This window comes from Actinacidiphila sp. bgisy145 (assembly GCF_057708125.1).
Genome location: NZ_JBYIRL010000015.1, coordinates 50,733 through 70,487 on the forward strand (window position 1 = coordinate 50,733; position 19,755 = coordinate 70,487).

The window sequence follows — 19,755 nt, forward strand, 5'->3', positions numbered from 1 at the left end:
CGCGGGGTCACGTCGGCAGCCGCCAACTCGGCCCGTCCGGGTCGCCGAGCCACACCGTCTGGTCCCACTCGGTCACGGTCATGCCGAACGCGCTCTGGTCCGGCGCACCCTCCTGCTGCCACTGCGTCAGTGCGTCCTCGACCTGGTCCCACAACCGGAGCGGGCCGTCCTGGTGCACGGTCCAGCCACCGCCGTCCGGCTCTGTCCACGCCTGCGAACCCGTCGCCACGTCGAGCAGGGCCACGCCTTCCGCGGTGCGCACCAACTCCGCCGAGGGCGCCGCCAGTTGCGCGACGAAACGGCCGGTCCAGTCGTCCAGCACGGCGGGATCGACAGGCGTCGTGCGGGCGGCGCCCGGGTGCGGATAGTAGGTGGGCCGGGGCGGGCGCTCATGGGGGCGGGCGAGCATGTACGAGACCTCGTCCCCGGTGAACCGGCCGCGCGCCACGCCCTCGTCGTCGACGACGAGCCGGATCAGACCCGAGGCGAGCATCCACCCACTGAGCGTTGTCACCACGCCACCCGCGTCCCGCAGCTGCCACAGCCACGACGGTGGGATGCTGCGCACCGCGCACGTGGCGACGACCGCGTCGTACTCCGCGCCCGCCTGGCAGCCCCGCAGGCCGTCCCCGGTGACGAGATGCGGCGCGAACCCCGCGGCGCGGAGCCGTTGCGCTGCGCCGGCGGAGAGGTGTTCGTCGTACTCGACGGAGTAGACGGCCTCCTCGCCGAGCCGGTGGCACAGGATCGCGGTGGAGTAGCCGGTGCCCGTCCCGATCTCGAGGACCTTGTCACCTTCCTCGACGTCGGCGAGTTCCAGCATCCGCACGACGAGGGAGGGCAGGGTGCCGGACGACGTGGGGCGCCCGGTCATCGCTCCGCGGGCGCTGTCGGCGCTGACACCTTCGACCTGGGTCACCCACGTGGTGTTCGAGTAGACCAGCCGCAGCCACTCCTCGTCCCCGACCTGGCCGCGGCGAACGGGCTCCCACCCCGCCCCCTCCGGGCGGAAGACGCTCTCCCCCAGGAAGAGTTCGCGGGGCACGGCCTCCACGGCAGCCCGCCACGCGGGGTCGGTGATTCCGCCGCCCAGGGTGAGTTCAGCTGCGAGTTCCTGGCGGAGCAAGGCGCTGGTGGTCATGTGCGGTCCCGTCCGGGGTACTCCAGCTGATCGGCGATGGCTGCGGTGATGCGAGTGGTGATGGGTTCGGGAAACCACGCGAACTGGCCGTTCGGATTGCACTCGTAGAAGTGCCACCTGCCCGCGGCGTCGAGCCCGAAGTCGAAAGCACCGTACGTCAGGCCGAAGTGCGAGAGGTAGCCGCATACGCTCTTCGCCACGTCGTGCGGCGTGTCGATCGTGCTGTACGAGAGGTCGTCATAGTGTCGGCGCCAGTCCAAGCCGGGCGAGCCGTCGATCCGCACGGCGAACAGGGAACCGCTCACCGCGGTGAGTCGGATGTCCGCGACTTTGGCCACCCGCTGCTGGAAAAGATGTGCGGTATGGCCAACCCCCGCGTCCAGTTCCTCGGACGTGACTTCTTCCACCCAGACTGTCAGCCCGTGTCCGTCGGCGTCGGCGTATTCGCTGTTGTAGAGCGGCTTGTAGACGGCCGGCCCGTACCTGGCCACGAATCGCCGGGCCTCGTCCACGTCGTTCGTCACAAGCGTGGGCGGAACGCGGAACCCGTATCGGGCGGCTGCCGAGAGCTGGGCAGGCTTGTACTCGGCGGCACGGTTCAGCCAGGGATGGTTCACGTAGTGCGTTTCCGGCAGCGACGCCAGGATGCCGCCGAGCCCGTACCGGGCCTGGTCAATGCACCACTGGGCGTCTCGGTCCTCAAGCCCGGCCCGCGCCGTGTACGGCCGAGGCCGTCGCCAGAACACCGACCGGACCCGGTCCAACGCGACCGTACGGGTCGGTGTGCGGATATCACCGGTGAGGCCGAGCGACCCGGTGCGGACGCTCACGGTGACGTCCGCGGGAAAGTCCCCGGGGTCCAGGCGGACCACGGGAACCGCGCGCTGCCCCAGTTCCGCGATGACACCGTCGGCCGTCACGTCGTCGAGTCGGGTGACGACAAGGACAGGCGACGGCCTGGTCAATCAGTGTCCCCTTCCTGGTCACTGCCTTCATCGGAGTTTCCGTCGAGTGAGGTCTTCGTCTTGGTCTCTTTGCTGGTCTCGCTCCGTTTGTGGCGCGCCATGCTCTGCGCGCTGCATTCATCCGGTCCGATCCATCGTCCGGTCTGGCTTTCCGCGTCAAGTACGACGTTGCCCGCGACGACGGCGGCCGACACCGGGAACGGTCTCATCCGGGTCAGCCCCCATGGCTTCGGCGTCGAATAAGTCACCCACATCCTCCTTCATCAGCGGGACACGCTATGGCTACCCGCCTCAAAAGCCCCCGAACGCACTGGACTTGACGCTCTCGCCGGGCAACACAAGAACGAACGCGCACGTGATGGCGCAGAAGTGGTCGGCCCACCGGCCTCCGGGTGACGACCCGTGGGTATGCTCCGGGGGTATGAGGACCGGGACGGCGTCGCGCCATGCACGGATGGGTGACCCGGGGGTGTTCTGAGCGCCGGGCGGGGGCCGCCTTCGTCGCGTTGGTCAGGGGTGTGGAGGATCGACGACGACAGGAGAGCTGATGTCCATCAAGACGGTGCACGTTCCGACGGCGGACGGGGTGGCCGACGGGTTCGCGGCGCTGCCGGAGGGCGGCGGGCGGCACCCCGGGGTGCTGATGTACGCCGACGGGTTCGGTATCCGGCCGGTGGTGCGGGAGTTGGCCGAGGAGTTGGCCGGGCACGGGTACTACGTGCTGGTGCCGAACTACTTCTACCGCCACGGCCCGACGCCGGTGGTCGAACTGCCCGCGTACATCGGGGCGGAGACCCGGCCCGCGGTGTTCGCGCAGGTGATGCCGCTGATCAAGGCGCACACCACCGACCGCGTCCTGAGCGACGCGGAGGCGTACCTGCGGTACCTCGCCGCCCGGCCCGAGGTCGCCGCCGGGCCGGTCGCGGTGACCGGCTACTGCGTCGGCGGACTGCTGGCGCTGCGCACCGCCGTGGCCCACCCGGACCAGGTGGCCGCCGTCGCCGCGTTCCACGCACCGGTGGGCGCCGTCGGGCCCGACGACCTCGCCCGGCTGACCGCCGAGGTCCACTTCGGCCACGCCGAGGGCGACATGACGCCGGACGCCCTCGCCGAGCTCGACCGGAACCTGGCAGCCGCCGGCATCGCCTCCACCTCCGAGGTCTACCCCGGCACCGTCCACGGCTTCACCATGTCCGACACCGACGCCTTCGACCCTGCCGGGCTGCGACGCCACTGGACCCGCCTGCTCCCCCTCCTGGCCCGCACCCTCCGGACGCCCTGACCGCCCCCGGGCCGTTGCCCCGGCCGGCCGCGCGTGACGGCCGGCCGGGGCAACGGCGGCTGCCTGCCTAGCCGTTCGTCTGCTGCCAGAAGCCGCAGTTGTGCTGCTGGGCCAGGACGGAGGCGGGGGTGAGGACGCTGTCCCCGGCCGGGGCCAGGTCCATGACGAGCCCGCCGGTGGCGCCGGAGGTGTTGCGGAAGGGCGACCAGGCGGGGGCGCCGTCGACGGTCGGATTGCCGGTGCGGGCGAAGCCGGACCACTGGGCGACGATCTGGTCGCGGAACGCGGCCTGGTCGGGGTCGAACTGGACGGCCGGGGGTTCGAAGAAGTCGGGGGAGAGGTAGACGACCTGGCCGCTGTGGGGCGAGCCGAGCGGGTAGCCCCCGTTGGGGGAGAGCGCGTCGGTGTCGTCGAAGACGTAGGAGAACACGGCGGTGTGCCGGGCCAGTTCGGCCGCCGCGCGGAGGGACGGGCAGACGCTGAAGGCGTCGGCCATGACCGTCCGGTAGGCGATCAGCGGGGAGGAGTCGGGGTAGCGCGCCAGCGGGTAGCGGGCCATGACCGCGGCGGTGCTGTTCCCGAACTGCTGGGTGAGCAGGGCCTTGTACTGCGCCGGGGTGGTGGCGAGCACCGACGGCTGGTAGATGCTGCCGTTGATCTCGTCGCGGGCCACCCCGATGACCAGGCTCGCCTGGTTGATCCGCCCGGTGGCGAACGCCTGGGCCGGCGACACCGGCAGCGTCGTGCCGTTGACGATGGGACCGATCGCGCCGCCGCTGGTCGGGGTGAAGAGCTGTCCCGCCGCGGTGACGAGCGTGTCCTCGGGCACGGCCCGCAGGCAGGCCGCCACGTCGCCGGACGACCCGCACCCGACCTTCGCCGCGAACGAGGCGCCGAGTTCCTGCGCCTGCGCCTCGGTGGGAAGGTCGGACTTGCAGTCCGCGGTCCACCAGATGGTGTCGTCGTTGTAGTTGTAGAACCCGCTCTCGCTGATTCCCTTTTGGAAGAGCCCCTTCGCCTCGGGCGACGCCATGGCGGCACACACACTGGCCCCGCCGGCCGACGAGCCCTCCAGCGTGACGTTTTCCGGGTCGCCCCCGAAAGCCGCGATGTTCTGCCGCACCCAGCGCAGCGCCATGTACTGGTCCTGGAGACCGTAGTCGCCCGAATGCGCGCCGAGGGACTTGTCCGCGAGGAAGCCGAGGATGCCGAGGCGGTAGTTGATGGACACGACCACCGCGTGGCCGTTCGAGGCGATCTCGGAGTTGTCCAGCGGGTTGGCGAGGAGGAACCCGCCGAAGTGGATGTCGACGATCACCGGCAGCTTGGCGCCCGGCGTGGCGGTCGTCGGCTCCTGGATGTCGAGGTTCAGGCAGTCCTCGCTCATCACGGCCGGCGGCGCCTCCCCGTCCACGGCCGGCTGCGGGCACGCGGCGCCCTCCCGCACGGCGCTGAACACGCTGGTCCAGGGGGTACGCGGCTGGGGTGCCCGCCAGCGCAGGTCGCCCACGGGCGCGGCGGCGTACGGCACGCCGAGATAGTTCCGGGTCGCGTCCTTGTCGATGCCGCAGAGCGGGCCGGCGGCGGGCCGCACCGTCGTACCGGCCGTACAGGAGACAGCGGACGTGGTGGCGGTGGCGGAGGCGTCGGCGGCCGAGACGGCGTCGGCGGCGGAGGCCGCCCCTCCCGCCGAGCCGGCGAAGAAACCGCTGCCGGCTATCAGGAGCAGGGTGAGCGCGACCGGACCGAACAGCCGGAACCGCCGCAAGACGGACTGAACAGATCTCATCATTCGTGGACTTCCATCGCGGAGTGGGTCGAATGCGGGAACAGGTCGAATGCGGGAATACGGGAACGCGGGAACACGGGAATGTGGCAATACGGCGTGACATGACGGCGCCGCGGCGATGACGCGCCTACCAACGGCCGTGGCCGCGCAGCGCATTGACGTACCGGAGACGTCGGAGTTTCACCGGGAACACGTGTGCGTGACGTTCCGGTTAATCGGCAGCGGGGGATCTCGGCGCGACTTTATCAAGAGTGCGTTCAGGTGGAAAGAAGATGCCGGGCGCGAATGCGCCGCCGTGTTCCCGCGGCGGATTACCCGGTCCAACGGGACGGAGTTCGCCGGGGGTTCGCCGTGTTTTCACCGGATCGCCGCGGGGCGGCGGTGTGCGGGGGCCGGGCTCCTGGCCAGGCGCCCTATGCTGGGCGCGCGCATCGCAGTGGGCGCGCGGGGGCGTTCACAGACACAAAGGGGGGAGCGGGCCGTGCCCGTTGCGAGAGGTGTGAAGATCGGCGTCATAGGCGTCGTGTGTGCGGGGATGTTCGGCGTGGCCGGGTACGGGGCCTACAACGTGTACACGGCGCTGGACGGTTCGGGGGGCGGGCACAGCGGGTCCACGGCGGCCGCGACACCGGGGCCGTTGACGGTGAAGCAGGTCGCGGACACGGCGGGCAAGTTCCTGACCGCGTGGTCCGGCGGTGAGATCGCGAAGGCGGCGGCGCTGACGGACTCGCCGCAGACCGCCACGACGGCCCTCACCGGCTTCCGCAGCCAGGGCCACGTCACGTCGTTGGCGATCAGCGGCATCGTCCCGACGGTCACCGCGACCCCGGCGGGCGCGACGGCGGGCGCGACGGCGACGGCCGCCACGACGGCCCCGGCCGCCCCGGCCACCGCCACCCCCGCGGGCGGCGGCCAAGCCGACTTCACGGTCACCGCCCACCTGTCCGCCGACGGCGTCGCCACCACCTGGACGTACGCCTCGTCGCTGGCGGTGGACCACGACAGCACCGGCGCACCGGTCGTCACCTGGCAGCCGTCCGTGATCAACCCGGAGCTGGGGGAGGGCGATTCGATCGTCACGGGCACGGGCGGGGCACCCGCGATCGACGTGACCGACCGGAACGGGAAGGCGCTCACCGCCGCCGCCTACCCGTCGCTGGCCAGGATCATCGAGGACCTCAAGTCCCGCCACGGCGACCAGGTCAAGGGCGGCACCGCGGGCCTGGAGACGTATGTGCAGCACAGCGACGGGACACAGGGCAAGGTGCTGAAGGTCCTGCGCAAGGGCACGGACAAGAAGCTGCGGACGACGCTGGACGCGGGTGTGCAGGCGGCCGCGGAGAAGGCGGTGAAGGGCAAGAACGGCGCGGGAGTCACCGCGCTGGACATCGACGACGGCACCATCCTGGCCGTGGCCAACAGCGACCCGAGCGGCACCGACATCGCGTTGCAGGGCGCCGACGCCCCCGGCTCCACGATGAAGATCGTGACGTCCGCCGCGCTGATCGAACGCGGCATGGGCCCGGGCTCCGCGGCGCCCTGCAACAGCACGGACAACGTGCAGAACGGCCGGATGTACCACAACGACTCGCCGAGCCTGCACAACGCGAACGCCGACCTGCTCTGGGACTTCGCCAACTCCTGCAACACCGGCTTCATCACGCAGGCTCCCAAGCTCGGCGCGAACGGACTGCGCGACACCGCCGCGCAGTTCGGCCTCACCCAGCCGTGGAACATCGGCACCGCCACGCCCGACGACCAGCCGGGCTTCCCCGACGGCACCGGCGCCGACGAGCTGACCTCGGAGATGATCGGGCAGGGCCGGGTGGTGGCGAACCCGCTGATCATGGCGTCGGTCGCCGCGACCGCGGCCACCGGCAGCTTCCACGAGCCGCGGATCGTGGCCGCCGGGATGATCAACGGACGCATCACCGCGGCCGGCGTCGGCTCGCGCGTGTCGGGCGACCTGCGGGAGCTGATGCGCGGCGCGATCACCAACGGCACCGCCACCGGCGTGATGAGCGGCTTCGGGCCGGACTCCGGGGCGAAGACCGGCTCCGCGGAGGTCGACGGGCAGGCCGCCACCAACGGCTGGTTCACCGCGTTCGCCGGCCGGGTCGCGGTCGCCGCGGTCGTCCACGACGCGGGGTTCGGCAACACCTCGGCGGGCCCGATCGTGGCGCAGGTGCTGCGGGCGTCCTGACGGCCCCGCCGGCCGTGGACGCGGAGGTGCGGTCGTTCCGGTCCGCACACGGGCCCGCGGTCGACGGCGCCGTGGGAGCCCAACACCCGGAAGGCGCCGACCGGTTCGTCGGCGATGCGCCCGCGCCCCGGTCCGCAGCGCGCCCCGACCGTTACCGCCCCGGCGCCCGCGGCGGCGGCGCGGTGCTGTCGCGGACGACGAGTTCGCTCGCCACCTCCACCCGCGTGGTCTCGGGCGCCTGCCCGGCCAGCAGCGTGAGCACCATGCGGGTGGCGACCGCCGCCATCTCCGGCAGCGGGGTGCGGACGGTGGTCAGCCGCGGAGTGACCCAGTCCGCGAAGTCGAGGTCGTCGAACCCGACGACGCTCAGGTCCGTAGGGACCCGCAACCCCAGGCGGTCCGCGGCGCGGTACGTGCTCAGCGCCTGCTGGTCGCTCCCGGCGAAGATCGCGGTCGGCCGGTCCGGCAGCCGCAGCAGGTCGAGCGCGTGGTCGTACGCCGGGCCGCGGGAGAAGTCGCCGTAGCGGACCAGCGCCGGGTCGTGGGGCAGCCCGGCCTCCTCCAGCGCCGAGCGGTACCCGTCGACCCGGGCGCGCGAGGCCAGCCGGTCCGGCGGGCCGCCGATCACCGCGATCCTGCGGTGCCCCAGCCGTACGAGGTGCCGGGTCGCCGCGAGGCCGCCCGGCCAGTTGGTGGCCCCCACCCAGGGCACGCCCGGCGGCGGTTCCTCGGCCGGTGCGATCAGCGCGAACGGCAGCCCCAGCCGGGCGAGTTCGGCCCGGTGCTCCTTCGTCAGCGACGGGACGACCAGGATCGCGCCGCGGGTCGGCCGCTCGGCCAGCGCGTCCAGCCAGTTGCGGGCCGGGCCGCCCTCGCGCTCGTGGGTCGCCGAGACGACCAGGCCCATCCCGACCGCGTGCAGGGCCGCTTCGGCGCCGCGCACCAGCTGGGCCGCCCAGGGGCCGTCCAACTCCCCGATCACGAAGTCGATCAGGCCGCCCGGGGCGAGCGCGGTCGGCACCGCCCGCCCGCGCGGCGCGGCACCGTACCCGTGCTGCTCCAGCAGCCGCTGCACCCGCGCCCGGGTGCGCGAGGCGACGTCCGAGCGGCCGTGCAGCACCTTCGAGACGGTCGACACGGACACGCCCGCCTCCGCGGCCACCCGGGCCAGCCCGCCCGCGCCGCCCGCGTCGTCGGGTGCCGCCTCCCGCGCCTCCCGCGACGTGTCCCGCGCCATCGTTCCCCTGCCCTTCGCCTCACGCGCCTTCGCCTTACGCGCCTGCCCTGCCGGAGCAGTATCGCGAACCCGCGGCGGCGGCGCGCGCAGGTGCCCTACGGTGGGAGGCGCGGGGCACCTGGGAGACGGGGGAGGCACAGGTGGAGGCGGAACTCACCGCGCTTGCGGCGTCCGGCGCGACCACGCTGGTGCAGCTCATGGTCCAGGACGGGTGGAGCCACGTCCGCGGCCGGCTCGCCGCCTTCTTCGCCCGCGGCGGCGACGATACCGCGGTCGACGGCCAACTCGACGCAGCCCGTACGGAAGTGGTGGCCGCCCGGCAGTCCGGCGACACCGGCACCGCGGCCGACGTCGAAGAGGAGTGGCGGGCCCGGCTGCGCCGCGTCCTGCGCGCCGACCCGGCGGCGGCCGCCGAACTGCGGGCGCTCCTGGCGGAGTTGGGTGCCCCGCCCGAAGCCGCCCCGATCAGCGTGGTCCACAACACGATCAGTGGCGGTACCCAGAACGCCCCCTTCGTCCAGGCCCGCGACATCAACGGCGCCCTCACCCTGGGCACTCCGCCGGCCCCTCCCGCCTGACCGGCCCGGCCTCCGTACGGCCCGGGCCCCCGGTCCGCGCATGCCGTGCCCGCCGCCCCGCCGTGCCTGCCACGCCCGACCCGCCGGCGGGGTGCGGGACTGCCGGCTTGCCTTCGAGCGCCCTCCAGGTCCTAGCGTCAGCGGCGTTCACCAGCCTTTGACGTACCGCCCGGCCCGCCGGGCAGGAGGAGTGTCCGCACATGATCACCCGAACCACGCTGGGCTCACCCGGTCTCACCGTCAGCGCGATGGGCCTGGGGTGCATGGGCATGAGCGAGAGCTACGGCGCCGCCGACTGGGACGGCGGCCTGGCCACCATCGGCCGGGCCCTGGACCTGGGCGTCACGTTCCTCGACACCGCCGACGCCTACGGCACCGGGCACAACGAGGTGCTGGTCGGCCGGGCCGTCCACGGCCGCCGGGACCAGGTGCAGCTCGCCACCAAGTTCGGCATCGACCGCAGCGCCGGCGACCGGGCCCGCCGCATCCGCGGCGCCCGGGACTACGTCCTGCGCTCCTGCGACGCCTCGCTGCTGCGGCTGGGCGTCGACGTGATCGACCTGTACTACGCCCACCGCCCGCCCCAGGACGTGGAGATCGAGGAGACCGTCGGCGCGATGGCCGAGCTGGTCCGGGCGGGCAAGGTACGCCACCTGGGCCTGTCCGAGGTCGACGGCACGCTGCTGCGCCGGGCGCACGCGGTGCACCCGATCGCCGCGGTGCAGAGCGAGTACTCGCTGTGGACCCGCGACGTCGAGGCGGTCACCCCGGTGATGGCCGAGCTGGGGGTCGGGCTGGTGCCGTACTCGCCGCTGGGGCGGGGGTTCCTGACCGGCACCCTGGACCGCTCCGCGCTCGGCGAGAAGGACTTCCGGCGCGGCAACCCCCGCTTCGCCGGCGCGGCGGGCGAGGCCAACGAGCAGATCGCGCGGACCGTGCGCGAGGTGGCCGACCGGCTGGGTGCCACCCCGGCCCAGGTGGCGCTGGCCTGGGTGTACGCCCAGGCCGAGCGGCTCGGGGTGGCGGTGGCGGCCATTCCGGGCACCCGCAGCCCGGCCCGGCTGGAGCAGAACGCGGCCGCGCTGGAACTCACCCTGGACGCCGAGGCGCTGGCCGCGCTGGACCCGCTGAGCGACCAGGTGAGGGGCGAGCGCTACACCCCCGCGCACACCGCGGAGGTCGCCCGGGGCTGAGCGGTGGTACGGCCCCGGCCCGGCCCCCGGGGGGTCCCCGGTCCGGCTGCCGTGCGGCGGTACATATCGCTGCAAGGTTGCTGAAACGGCGGATCGGTACGCTTCGCGGATGGCCGACGTGCTGGACATCGCTGCGCTGCGCAGCTTCACCTCGATCGCCGACTGCGGCGGGTTCCACCGGGCGGCTGCGGCGATCGGGCTGTCGCAGTCGGCGGTGAGCCAGCATGTGCGGCGGCTGGAGAAGGCGGTGGGGCGGCCGCTGGTGGAGCGGGTCGGGCGGGTGACGCGGCTGACGGCGCCCGGGGAGATCCTGCTCGCCGAGGCGCGGAAGATCCTCGCCGCCCATGACGAGGCGCTGGCCCGCCTCGGCCGGGGCGCGGGCGGCGCCGCGGGGGCGGGCACCCTCGTGGTCGGCGCCACCGAGCACGCCGCCGACCGCATCCTCCCGGCGATCACGGGCGCGCTCAAGGAGCACTACCCGGGCCGCGGGGTACGGTTCCGGCTGGACCGCGGCACCCGGTTGAGCGACGGCGTGGACCGCGGCGGCATCGACGTGGCCGTCTTCGTCGGCGACGCGGGCACGGGCACGGGCACGGGCGGCAGCGTGCCGGCCGGGGAACTGCCGCTGGCGTGGTTCGCGGCGCCCGGCTGGCGGATGCCGGCGCCCGGGGTGCCCGTGCCGGTGGTCGTCATCGACCACCCCTGCACGATCCGCCGCCGCGCGCTGGACACCCTGGCCCGGCACGGCGTGGCGTCGGCGGTCGTCGTGGAGGCGGCCTACCTCGCCGGGGTGATGAACGCGATCCGCGGCGGGCTGGGCGTCGGCCTGATCGCCGACGTCGGCCCGCCGCCGGAGGGGCTCCAGCGGTGCGCGGACCTCCCGCCGGTGCCGCCGGAACCGCTCCACCTGCGGACCAGGGCGGACGCGCCGCCGGGACTGGCCGGGGCCACCGCCGCCGCGGTGCGCGACCTGCTGGCCGCCGCCGTCTAGTCGGCGGCCCGCCCGGGCAGCGGCTCGCGCGTCGCGATGGGCGCGAGGTCCGCGCCCTGCCGCAGCCGTTCCAGGAAGAGCACGACGGTCGCGGCGGCGCTGCGGTGCGAGATGTCGTTGAAGGCGTCGTGCCGCCCGTCGGCGAGGGTCACCAACTCCGCGCGGGGCGCGGCCGCGTAGGCGGTGCGCGCCGCGTCCACGGGGCTTACGGGGTCGGCCGCGCCGTGCAGGCCGAGCACCGGGACCGCCACCTTCGCGAACTCCGCGCGGTCGTACCACTGCGGGGGCAGCGGCCGGAACAGCGCGCCGCGCTCCAGCCGTTCGGCCGCGGCCAGCCGCCCCTGGTGCGTGGGGCACGCGGTGCGCGTCCCCAACTCCTCCTCCCACTCGGCGCTTTGGGCGCCATCGGCGTCCTTGTCCGTCGGGAGCCCGGCCAGCAGCAGCGCGTCCACGGCCACCTCGCCGGCCGCCACCAGCCCCACCGCGAACAGCGCGCCCGCGTCCGACCCGGCCAGCACCACCGGCCGCACCGTGTCCGCGACCGCCAGCACCTCCCGCACCTGCGCCGCCGCCTCCCGCGGCCACCTGCTCGGGTCGGCCACCGCCCGCACCCGGTAGGCGTCCGCGGCCAGCCGCGTGCCGAACCGCTCGTACAGCAGCGGGTCCTCGCCGCGGCCCGGCAGCAGCACGACGGTGCCGCGCGGGCCCAGCGCCGGCGGGATCTCCCAGGCCGCGGGGGCGGGAGCAGCGTTCACGGAAGTCATGGCGGTGTCCTCGGGGGCAGGGGCGCGCGGGCGCGTGCGTACGGTGACGGGTGCGGGGGTGTACGGGGACGTACGGATACGGGCGCGGCCGCGGACGAGCGGACCCGGGGATGCGCGCCGGCAGCGGGGCGCGGGTCATCCGCGCCAGCACCCGGGCGGCAGCACTGGCCCGCGGCGGTCGGACGGCGCCGCTAGCCGCAGCAACAGCGGGCAGGCGCCCCGCCGCGTGCCGGGCCGCAGGGGCCGGGTCGGTCCGCGGGCGGGTGCGTCGTCATGTCCCGAAGCATGCAGCACACGCGGCGCGGCCGTCCAACGACGATTCCTGATCACGACCGATCACGTATCCGCATCGGTCCGCCCGCCCGTCCGCGGGCGGTCCGCTCTCCTTGCGGAAGCGCCGCGTCGGCGGCGATCACCCTTCCGTGCGCGGCGGTTCGAGGCGGGAGAGCCAGGCGGTCAGGAGGGCTTCGAGTTGGGCGGCCTCCTGCGGGGGCAGCGCGTCGAGGAGCCGGCGCTCGTTGCGCATGTGCTCGGTGAAGGCCCGGTCGATCAGGTCCCGCCCGGCGGGCGTGAGCCGGACCACGCGGCCGCGTCCGTCGGCGGCGGCGCGGCGGCGGGCGACCAGGCCGCCGCGCTCCAGCCGGTCGATCCGCTTGGTCATCGCGCCGGTCGTGACCATGGTGTGCGCGGCCAGTTCGCCGGGCGCGCGCTCGTACGGGGCCCCGGCCCGGCGCAGGGCGGCGAGCACGTCGAACTCGCCCTCGCTCAGGCCGAACCGGCGGTAGACCACGCAGAGCTGCTCGGTGAGCATGCCCGCGATGCGGTGCAGCCTGCCGATCACGCCCTGCGGGGAGACGTCCACCCCGGGCCGTTCGCGGGCCCACTCCGCCTGGATGCGGGCGATGTGGTCGAGCGGCGGGCCGGAGCCGGCGGGTTCTGCGGGCATGGCTTCACTATAGCTTCCGTGGAAGGCATAGTATCTTCCATGGAAGCTAATATTCGGTGGGTGCTCCTCGCGGCGGTCGCCCCAGTGGCCTGGGGCGCCAACTACTACGTCACCAAGGCGGCGCTGCCCCCGGGCGACCCGCTCTACGGCGGGGCGATCCGGGCGCTGCCGGCCGGGCTGCTGCTGCTCGCGCTGCGCCGCCGGCTGCCGCGCGGGGCGTGGTGGTGGCGGTCCGCGGTGCTCGGGGTGCTCAACGCCGGGGGCTTCTTCGCGCTGGTGTACCTCGCCGCGCAGCGCCTGCCGACCAGCACCGCGGCGACCGTGATGGCCGCGGCACCGCTGGTGATGGCGCTGATCGCGTGGCCGCTGGTCGGCGAACGCCCGCGCGCCGCCCACCTGTCGGGCGCGGGCGTCGGCATCGGCGGGGTGTGCCTGATGCTGTGGGGCGGGTCGGGCGGCGCGGACCTGCTGGGGGTGGCCGCGTCCGCGGGCGCGATGCTGCTGTCCTCGCTCGGCTACGTGCTGGCCAAGCGCTGGGGCACCGGGGTGGACGTCCTGGCCTCCACCTGCTGGCAGTTGCTCGCCGGCGGCCTCCTGCTGCTGCCGTTCGCCGCGGCCTTCGAGGGCGCGCCGCCCGCGCTCGACGGCCGCGCGCTGCTCGGGTTCGGCTATGTCGCGGTGATCGCCACGGCCGTCGCGTTCACCGCCTGGTTCGCCGCGCTGAGCCGGCTGCCCGCGGCGACGGTCGGCCTGGTGGGATTGCTCAACCCGGTGACCGGGGTGCTGCTCGGCACCGCCGTCGCCCACGAGCCGCTCACCGTACGACAGTTCGCGGGGCTGCCGCTGGTGCTGGCCGGTGTGCTGCTCGGCCGTCCGGCGCCGGCGTCCGGGTCGGCCGCAACTGGTGACGGCGCGGGGAGCGTGAGGATGCCAGGCGGCTTCCGGCGCCGGCGCCCGCTCAGCGGCGCCGGCCGATGTAGCCGTCGGGGCGGATGAGGAGGCTGGTGCCGTCCGAGGCGTCGTAGGCCCGGTAGGCGTGCCCGTGGGTGTCGATGACATGGGGGCCGGTCGCGGCTTGGCCGGGGCGGAGGACCGCGAAGGCGTGGGGGGCGTCCGGTGCGGGTGCGCCGAACGTCAGTCGGGTGGCGTGGGGGCCGCGGTAGAGGTCGAAGAGCCGTATGGCCCGGCCGTCGGCGTCGGTGACGGGTGCGTCCGGAGCGCGGTCGCCCGCCACGACCCGTCCCTCGGCCGTCCGGTAGGAGACGTCCAACTGACGTGTGTTCGCGCCGCGTTCGTGGGCGTCCTCAGCTCCCTCCCGGTGCTTGCGCAGGAGTTCGGTGCTGACGGTGAGGACCTTCTGGGCGGTCGCGCGCCGCTCGCTCTCGTAGCTGTCGAGCAGTTCGGGTGAGCCGTCGGCCAGCTTCCAGCCGAGGTTGTAGGCGTCCTGCACACCGGTGTTGAGCCCCTGCCCGCCGGTGGGCGGATGCACATGGGCGGCGTCGCCCGCGAGGAAGACCCGGCCCACCCGGAAGCGCGCGGCCAGGCGGATGTTCGGCCGCCAGACGGTGGACCAGTCCAGCCGGGTCAGCCGGACGCCCGCGCCGCGTGCGTCCAACGCGGCCTGGAGGGTCTCCAGCGTGGCGTCGTCGTCTTCCTCGACGAGCGGCGCGTTGAACTGGAACAGGCCGGGCGTGCCGGGCAGCGGGCTCAGGCCGACGCCGGCCTGCGGGGCGTCCGCGCGGGCGAACCAGTAGCCCCAGGCGTGATCCAGTCCGTCGGCGGTCACGTCGCCGAGCAGCATCCGGACGGTCTCGTCCGTCGTCCCCTCGAAGGGGACGCCGAGGGTCCTGCGGACGGTGCTGCGTCCGCCGTCCGCCCCCACCAGGTAGGAGGCGCGTACGGTCTCTCCGGTGGACAGGCGCGCCGCCACCCCGTCCTCGTCCTGGGTGAAGTCGACCAGCGCCGTGCCGAGTTCGACGCGCACGCCGAGTCCGGCGAGCCGGTCCCGCAGGATGCCCTCCGTCTGGGACTGGCCGAGCACCCAGGCGTTCGGGTAGGGCACGTCGGGAGTCGCTTCCATCAGTTCGGCCGTCCGCCGGTCCATGACGTGGGCGCCGTCGAGGTGGACGCGGACCGTTGCCACCGAGCGCCCTCGCGCGAGGACCGCGTCGAGGACCCCGAGGTCCTCGAAGACCTCCAGGGTGCGCGGTTGGAGGCCGTCGCCCCGCGAACCCGCGAAGTGCTCGCTCGCCTTGTCGATGACGCGTACGCCGAGCCCGCGCCGGGCGAGGTCGATGCCCAGGGTCAGGCCGGTCGGACCGGCACCCGCGATCAGTACGTCCATGATCGGACCTCTTTTCTGAATCTGCATTCAGTGAATGTGGGTTCAGTATGCTCGTTGGTACTGTTCCGGGTCAAGGAGGTGCCGTGAAACGCAAGGAGAGGGCCGCGGAGACCGAGGTCGCACTGAAGGCAGCGGCCAAGCGGGTCTTCGCCGATCCGGAGGCCGTCCGCGCACACATCGCCATGTACGCGCACCTCTACCGGGAGCACGCCGTGACGATGCGCGCCGCGCAGGAGGCCGCGTTGGTGAGCGGCGACATCGCCGCGACACTGGCCAGGTTCGAGGCGAGCGAGATGGCCGACATCCTGGGCCACGTCACCTGTGTCGCCGAGGCCGGCCGCCCCCTGCCCGCCTCGCCGGAGACCTCCCTGCGCATGGCGTTCGACCTGATCCACGCCATGCTGCGGACCCGCCCCCAGCGCGCCGGCCAGGTGGACGACGAGGCGATCGAGGCGCTGACCCGTTTCGTCTACCGCGGGCTGAACGGCTGCGACTACTGAAGCCCCACCATGGTGTTCGGCGGCCCGCGGCCGACTGATGGGCCGCCGATGGCCGTTCGGCGACACAACATGGCAGGTGCTCCAGTAGGTGCTCAGTAGGCCTGGACGGTGGCGAGGGCGCCGTCCCCGCGGTCCCCCTCCCGCGCCCCCGCCGCGAGGTCTCCCTCGCCGGTCAGCGCCGCCCAGCGCCGGTCAGCGCCGGGCCGGACCGGCGACCGCCGGATCGCCAGCACGCACCTGGCCGCGCTTCCTCCTCCGCCGAACTCCCTTGCGGCGAAGGCTGATCGCGCGATCCGGCGGGCGAGGCGTCCTTGTCGCGAAGGCGGGTCGGGGCGCAGGGTGGAAAGCGCGGCGCGTAGGGCGGGGGCGGGCCGGCGCAGGCAACGCTGGAGGAGCGAGGCGTCCCGCACGGGACGTGAAGGGGGTGCCGGTGATGGCGGACGACAGGGCGCGGCAGGCGGGGTGGGAGTTCACCGACGACCGGGGCAGCACCGCGACCGGACCGGGCACGCCGCCCCGCGTGGTGGCGTACGTACGGGCCGGGGCGGCGCTGTGGGAGTACGGCATACGGCCGGTCGCGGTCTACGGGTCCGGCCACGACAGCGGCGCGCGGGCCGACCCGGCCAAGCTGGGCGGGCTCGACCCGCGGAAGGCGGCGTACCTCGGCGGGGGAGCGGACATCACCGCGGAGGTGCTGCGCGAGCTGCGCCCGGACGTCGTGGTGGACGTGACCTACGACGGCAAGTCGGCGTACGCCCTCGCGGAGGACGCCGCCGAGCAGGCGGGCGTGCCGGTGGTGGCGCTCGGCGTCGGGGGCGGGGCGCCGCTGCGGACGATCCTCGGCCGGTTCGCGGAGCTGGCGGCGGCGTTCGGTGCGCCCGCGCCCGCGGCCGACGGTGAACTGGCCGCCGCCGAAGCGGAGTTGCGTGAGCTGGCGGCGGGCGCCGGCACCGCCGGGGTGGTCGCGCTGTCGCCGGGCGGGCCCGAGCAGGTGCACCTGGCCCGGCCGGAGACCTGGCCGGAGCTGAGGCACCTGGCCGACCTCGGGGTCCGCACGCCCGACCCCGGCCCCGGCCCGGGCGTCAACTGGCGGACCACCGACTGGGACCAGGCGCTGGAGGCGGTCGGCGGCGCCGGGGTGCTGCTCGCCGACGCCCGCGCCAACGCGGTGCCGCTCGCCGAACTGGCCGGGGTCCCGGCCTGGCAGCAGCTCGCCCGCACCGCCCAGGTGCTGCCCTGGAACCCCGAACTGCCGCCCGCGCCGGGCGCGTACGCGCAGTTCCTGCGCGCGGTGGCGGCCGCGCTGCGCGCACCGGGACCGGCGGCGGGCTGACCGGTGGGCCGCCCGGGACCGCGCGGAAGGGCGGACCCGGACGGCCGCACGGGGCACTTCAGCCAGGCGGGTTCACCCGTCCCAGCGCCACTCGGCGACCTCCGGCAGGTCGGTGCCGTGCGCGCGGATCCAGCCCCGGTGCCGCAGCCGGGTGTCCTCCATCAACTGCCGTACGGGGGCGGCGCGTACGGCCAGCCCCGGCACCCGGTCGATGACGTCCATCACCAGCCGGTAGCGGTCCAGGTCGTTGCTGACGACCATGTCGAACGGCGTGGTGGTGGTGCCGATCTCCTTGTAGCCGCGGACATGCAGCTCGCGGTGGCCGCTGCGGCGGTAGGCGAGCCGGTGGATCAGCCACGGGTAGCCGTGGTAGGCGAAGACGACCGGCCGGTCCGCGGTGAACAGCGCGTCGTACTGCGCGTCGGACATCCCGTGCGGGTGCTCCTTCTCCGGCAACAGCCGCGCGAGGTCCACCACGTTGACCACCCGCACCGCCAGCTCCGGCAGGTGGTGGCGCACCAACTGCGCCGCGGCCAGCACCTCCTGGGTCGGTACGTCGCCCGCGCAGGCCAGCACCACGTCCGGTTCGCGGCTGCCGTCCTCGGTGCCCGCCCACTCCCAGATGCCCGCGCCGCGGGCGCAGTGCGCGCGGGCGGCGTCCATCGTCAGCCAGTCGAAGCAGGGCTGCTTGCCGGCCACGATGACGTTGACGTAGTCCTTTGACCGCAGGGCGTGGTCGGCGACCGACAGCAGCGTGTTGGCGTCCGGCGGGAGGTAGACCCGCACCACCTCGGGGGACTTGTTGAGGATGTGGTCGATGAACCCCGGGTCCTGGTGGGAGAAGCCGTTGTGGTCCTGGCGCCACACGTGCGACGTCAGCAGGTAGTTGAGCGAGGCGATCGGGCGCCGCCAGGGCAGCTCGCGGGTCACCCGCAGCCACTTGATGTGCTGGTTCACCATCGAGTCGACGATGTGGACGAACGCCTCGTAGCAGGAGAACAGCCCGTGCCGGCCGGTGAGCAGATAGCCCTCCAGCCAACCCTGGCAGGTGTGTTCGGACAGCACCTCCAGGACCCGCCCGTGCCGGTCCAGGTCCTCATCGGTGGGCAGCAGCCGCTCCTGCCAGGACTTCCCCGACGCCGTGTACACCGCGTCGAGCCGGTTGGACGCCGTCTCGTCCGGGCCGACGATCCGGAAGTCGCGGCGCTGCGCGGTCGCCGCCATCACCTCCGCCAGCAACCCGCCCAGCACGCGGGTGGGTTCGTGCAGCTCGGTGCCCGGGCGCTCGACCGGCACCGCGAAGCGGTCCAGGTCGGGCACCGGCAGCTCGCGCAGCAGCAGACCGCCGTTGGTGTGCGGGTTCGCGCCCAGCCGCCGGTCGCCGGACGGCACGCACGCGAGGACCTGCTCGCGCGGGCGCCCGGTGTCGTCGAACAGCTCGGCCGGACGGTAGGACAGCAGCCACTCCTCCAACTGGAGCAGGTGCTCCGGATTGGTGCGGACCTCCGCCAGCGGCACCTGGTGGGCGCGCCAGGTGCCCTCCACCGGCAGGCCGTCGACCTCCGCCGGGCCCGTCCAGCCCTTCGGCGTCCGCAGCACGATCATCGGCCAGCGCGGGCGGTCCGTGCCGTCCGGGACCGGGCCCGCGCCATGGCGTGCCGCCCGCTGGATCTGCGTGATCCGCTCCAGCGCGGTGTCCATCGCCGCGGCCATCTCCCGGTGCACCGCGGCCGGTTCGTCCCCGGCGACCACGATCGGGTCGTGCCCGTAGCCGCGCAGCAGCGCGTCCAACTCGTCCTCGGGGAGGCGGGCCAGCACCGTCGGGTTCGCGATCTTGTACCCGTTCAGGTGCAGGATCGGCAGGACCGCGCCGTCGTGCGCCGGGTCCAGGAACTTGTTGGCGTGCCACGACGTCGCCAGCGGGCCCGTCTCCGCCTCGCCGTCGCCGATCACACACGCCACCAGCAGGTCCGGGTTGTCGAACGCCGCGCCGTACGCGTGCGACAGCGCGTAGCCCAGCTCGCCGCCCTCGTGGATCGAGCCCGGCGTCTCCGGGGCGACATGGCTCGGCACCCCGCCCGGGAACGAGAACTGGCGGAACAGCCGGCCCATCCCCGCGGCGTCCCGGGTGACGTCCGGGTACGTCTGCGTGTAGCTGCCCTCCAGCCACGCGTTCGCCAGCACCGCCGGGCCGCCGTGGCCCGGGCCCCAGACGCAGATCGCGTCCACGTCCCTGGCGCGGACGATCCGGTTCAGGTGCGTGTGGACCAGGTTCAGGCCGGGGGAGGTGCCCCAGTGGCCCAGCAGCCGCGGTTTCACGTGCTCCGGGCGCAGGGGTTCCTTCAGCAGCGGGTTCGCGTCCAGCAGGTAGATCTGGCCGACGGCCAGATAGTTCGCGGCACGCCAGTGGGCGTCCAGCGCGGACAGTTCCTCTTCGGTCAGGCCGCTCGGCATCCTCAGTGGTCCTTTGTCGGGCATGTGCGCTTGCT

Annotated in this window: 17 protein-coding genes; 8 read left to right on the forward strand and 9 right to left on the reverse strand. The window is 73.9% G+C overall.

Going from position 1 to position 19,755, the window contains the following annotated elements; all coding sequences use genetic code 11:
- Positions 1 to 7: 7 nt before the first annotated feature.
- From tgmC to tgmA, 3 genes are read right to left on the reverse strand one after another with little or no spacing between them, the layout of a single operon-like run.
- On the reverse strand, positions 8 to 1,141 hold the full coding sequence (tgmC, locus tag AC3ERT_RS15740; protein ID WP_435174764.1) for an ATP-grasp peptide maturase system methyltransferase: 1,134 nt from the start codon (positions 1,139 to 1,141) through the stop codon (positions 8 to 10).
- Entirely contained in the window at positions 1,138 to 2,106 is a 969-nt protein-coding gene (gene tgmB, locus AC3ERT_RS15745; RefSeq protein WP_435174767.1) for an ATP-grasp ribosomal peptide maturase, read from the reverse strand. Before tgmB ends, tgmC begins: the two co-directional genes overlap by 4 nt.
- Positions 2,103 to 2,354, reverse strand: coding sequence for a putative ATP-grasp-modified RiPP (gene tgmA, locus AC3ERT_RS15750; protein WP_435174770.1), 252 nt, complete (start codon positions 2,352 to 2,354; stop codon positions 2,103 to 2,105). The genes tgmB and tgmA overlap by 4 nt, the downstream gene beginning before the upstream one ends.
- A gap of 299 nt (positions 2,355 to 2,653) precedes the next feature.
- Here tgmA and AC3ERT_RS15755 point away from each other — a divergent pair, with 299 nt between their 5' ends.
- Complete coding sequence (locus tag AC3ERT_RS15755) at positions 2,654 to 3,388, forward strand: dienelactone hydrolase family protein (RefSeq protein WP_435174773.1); 735 nt, start codon at positions 2,654 to 2,656, stop codon at positions 3,386 to 3,388.
- A gap of 67 nt (positions 3,389 to 3,455) precedes the next feature.
- Here AC3ERT_RS15755 and AC3ERT_RS15760 read toward each other — a convergent pair whose 3' ends face one another.
- On the reverse strand, positions 3,456 to 5,180 hold the full coding sequence (locus AC3ERT_RS15760) for a carboxylesterase/lipase family protein (protein WP_435174776.1): 1,725 nt from the start codon (positions 5,178 to 5,180) through the stop codon (positions 3,456 to 3,458).
- Between the two features lie 478 nt (positions 5,181 to 5,658).
- Here AC3ERT_RS15760 and AC3ERT_RS15765 point away from each other — a divergent pair, with 478 nt between their 5' ends.
- A complete protein-coding gene (locus AC3ERT_RS15765; protein ID WP_435174779.1) occupies positions 5,659 to 7,380 on the forward strand; it encodes a penicillin-binding transpeptidase domain-containing protein in 1,722 nt (573 codons plus the stop codon).
- A gap of 151 nt (positions 7,381 to 7,531) precedes the next feature.
- Here the strand turns inward: AC3ERT_RS15765 and AC3ERT_RS15770 are convergent, their stop codons facing one another.
- Positions 7,532 to 8,617: a LacI family DNA-binding transcriptional regulator gene (locus AC3ERT_RS15770; protein WP_435135135.1), complete on the reverse strand. Its 1,086-nt coding sequence runs from the start codon at positions 8,615 to 8,617 to the stop codon at positions 7,532 to 7,534.
- A gap of 140 nt (positions 8,618 to 8,757) precedes the next feature.
- On the opposite strand from AC3ERT_RS15770, the gene AC3ERT_RS15775 reads away from it, so the two are divergent.
- The 3 genes from AC3ERT_RS15775 to AC3ERT_RS15785 all read left to right on the forward strand — a co-directional run bounded on the left by AC3ERT_RS15775 (position 8,758) and on the right by AC3ERT_RS15785 (position 11,379).
- Entirely contained in the window at positions 8,758 to 9,195 is a 438-nt protein-coding gene (locus tag AC3ERT_RS15775; RefSeq protein ID WP_435174782.1) for a hypothetical protein, read from the forward strand.
- A 200-nt stretch (positions 9,196 to 9,395) separates the two neighbouring features.
- Positions 9,396 to 10,388, forward strand: a complete 993-nt coding sequence (locus AC3ERT_RS15780) for an aldo/keto reductase (protein WP_435174785.1) — start codon at positions 9,396 to 9,398, stop codon at positions 10,386 to 10,388.
- A 109-nt stretch (positions 10,389 to 10,497) separates the two neighbouring features.
- Positions 10,498 to 11,379, forward strand: coding sequence for a LysR family transcriptional regulator (locus AC3ERT_RS15785; protein ID WP_435174788.1), 882 nt, complete (start codon positions 10,498 to 10,500; stop codon positions 11,377 to 11,379).
- Here AC3ERT_RS15785 and AC3ERT_RS15790 read toward each other — a convergent pair.
- On the reverse strand, positions 11,376 to 12,143 hold the full coding sequence (locus AC3ERT_RS15790; RefSeq protein ID WP_435174791.1) for an alpha/beta hydrolase: 768 nt from the start codon (positions 12,141 to 12,143) through the stop codon (positions 11,376 to 11,378). The two genes, AC3ERT_RS15785 and AC3ERT_RS15790, sit on opposite strands and share 4 nt — an antisense overlap.
- Before the next feature lie 412 nt (positions 12,144 to 12,555).
- The gene (locus tag AC3ERT_RS15795; RefSeq protein WP_435135147.1) at positions 12,556 to 13,089 is read right to left on the reverse strand and encodes a MarR family winged helix-turn-helix transcriptional regulator; all 534 of its coding nucleotides are present in this window, start codon (positions 13,087 to 13,089) and stop codon (positions 12,556 to 12,558) included.
- A gap of 39 nt (positions 13,090 to 13,128) precedes the next feature.
- Here AC3ERT_RS15795 and AC3ERT_RS15800 point away from each other — a divergent pair, with 39 nt between their 5' ends.
- Entirely contained in the window at positions 13,129 to 14,085 is a 957-nt protein-coding gene (locus AC3ERT_RS15800) for a DMT family transporter (protein ID WP_435174794.1), read from the forward strand.
- On the opposite strand, the gene AC3ERT_RS15805 is transcribed toward AC3ERT_RS15800, so the two are convergent.
- Positions 14,048 to 15,433 (reverse strand): FAD-dependent monooxygenase, encoded by a 1,386-nt coding sequence (locus tag AC3ERT_RS15805; protein WP_435135153.1) that lies wholly within the window; start codon positions 15,431 to 15,433, stop codon positions 14,048 to 14,050. The two genes, AC3ERT_RS15800 and AC3ERT_RS15805, sit on opposite strands and share 38 nt — an antisense overlap.
- Before the next feature lie 83 nt (positions 15,434 to 15,516).
- On the opposite strand from AC3ERT_RS15805, the gene AC3ERT_RS15810 reads away from it, so the two are divergent.
- Complete coding sequence (locus tag AC3ERT_RS15810) at positions 15,517 to 15,933, forward strand: hypothetical protein (RefSeq protein ID WP_435174796.1); 417 nt, start codon at positions 15,517 to 15,519, stop codon at positions 15,931 to 15,933.
- Positions 15,934 to 16,366: 433 nt separating this feature from the next.
- Positions 16,367 to 17,266 (forward strand): substrate-binding domain-containing protein, encoded by a 900-nt coding sequence (locus AC3ERT_RS15815; protein WP_435174802.1) that lies wholly within the window; start codon positions 16,367 to 16,369, stop codon positions 17,264 to 17,266.
- Between the two features lie 72 nt (positions 17,267 to 17,338).
- Here the strand turns inward: AC3ERT_RS15815 and AC3ERT_RS15820 are convergent, their stop codons facing one another.
- Positions 17,339 to 19,720 carry a phosphoketolase family protein gene (locus tag AC3ERT_RS15820; RefSeq protein ID WP_435174804.1) on the reverse strand — a complete coding sequence of 794 codons (2,382 nt, stop codon included), beginning with the start codon at positions 19,718 to 19,720 and terminating at the stop codon, positions 17,339 to 17,341.
- Between the last annotated feature and the right edge of the window lie 35 nt (positions 19,721 to 19,755).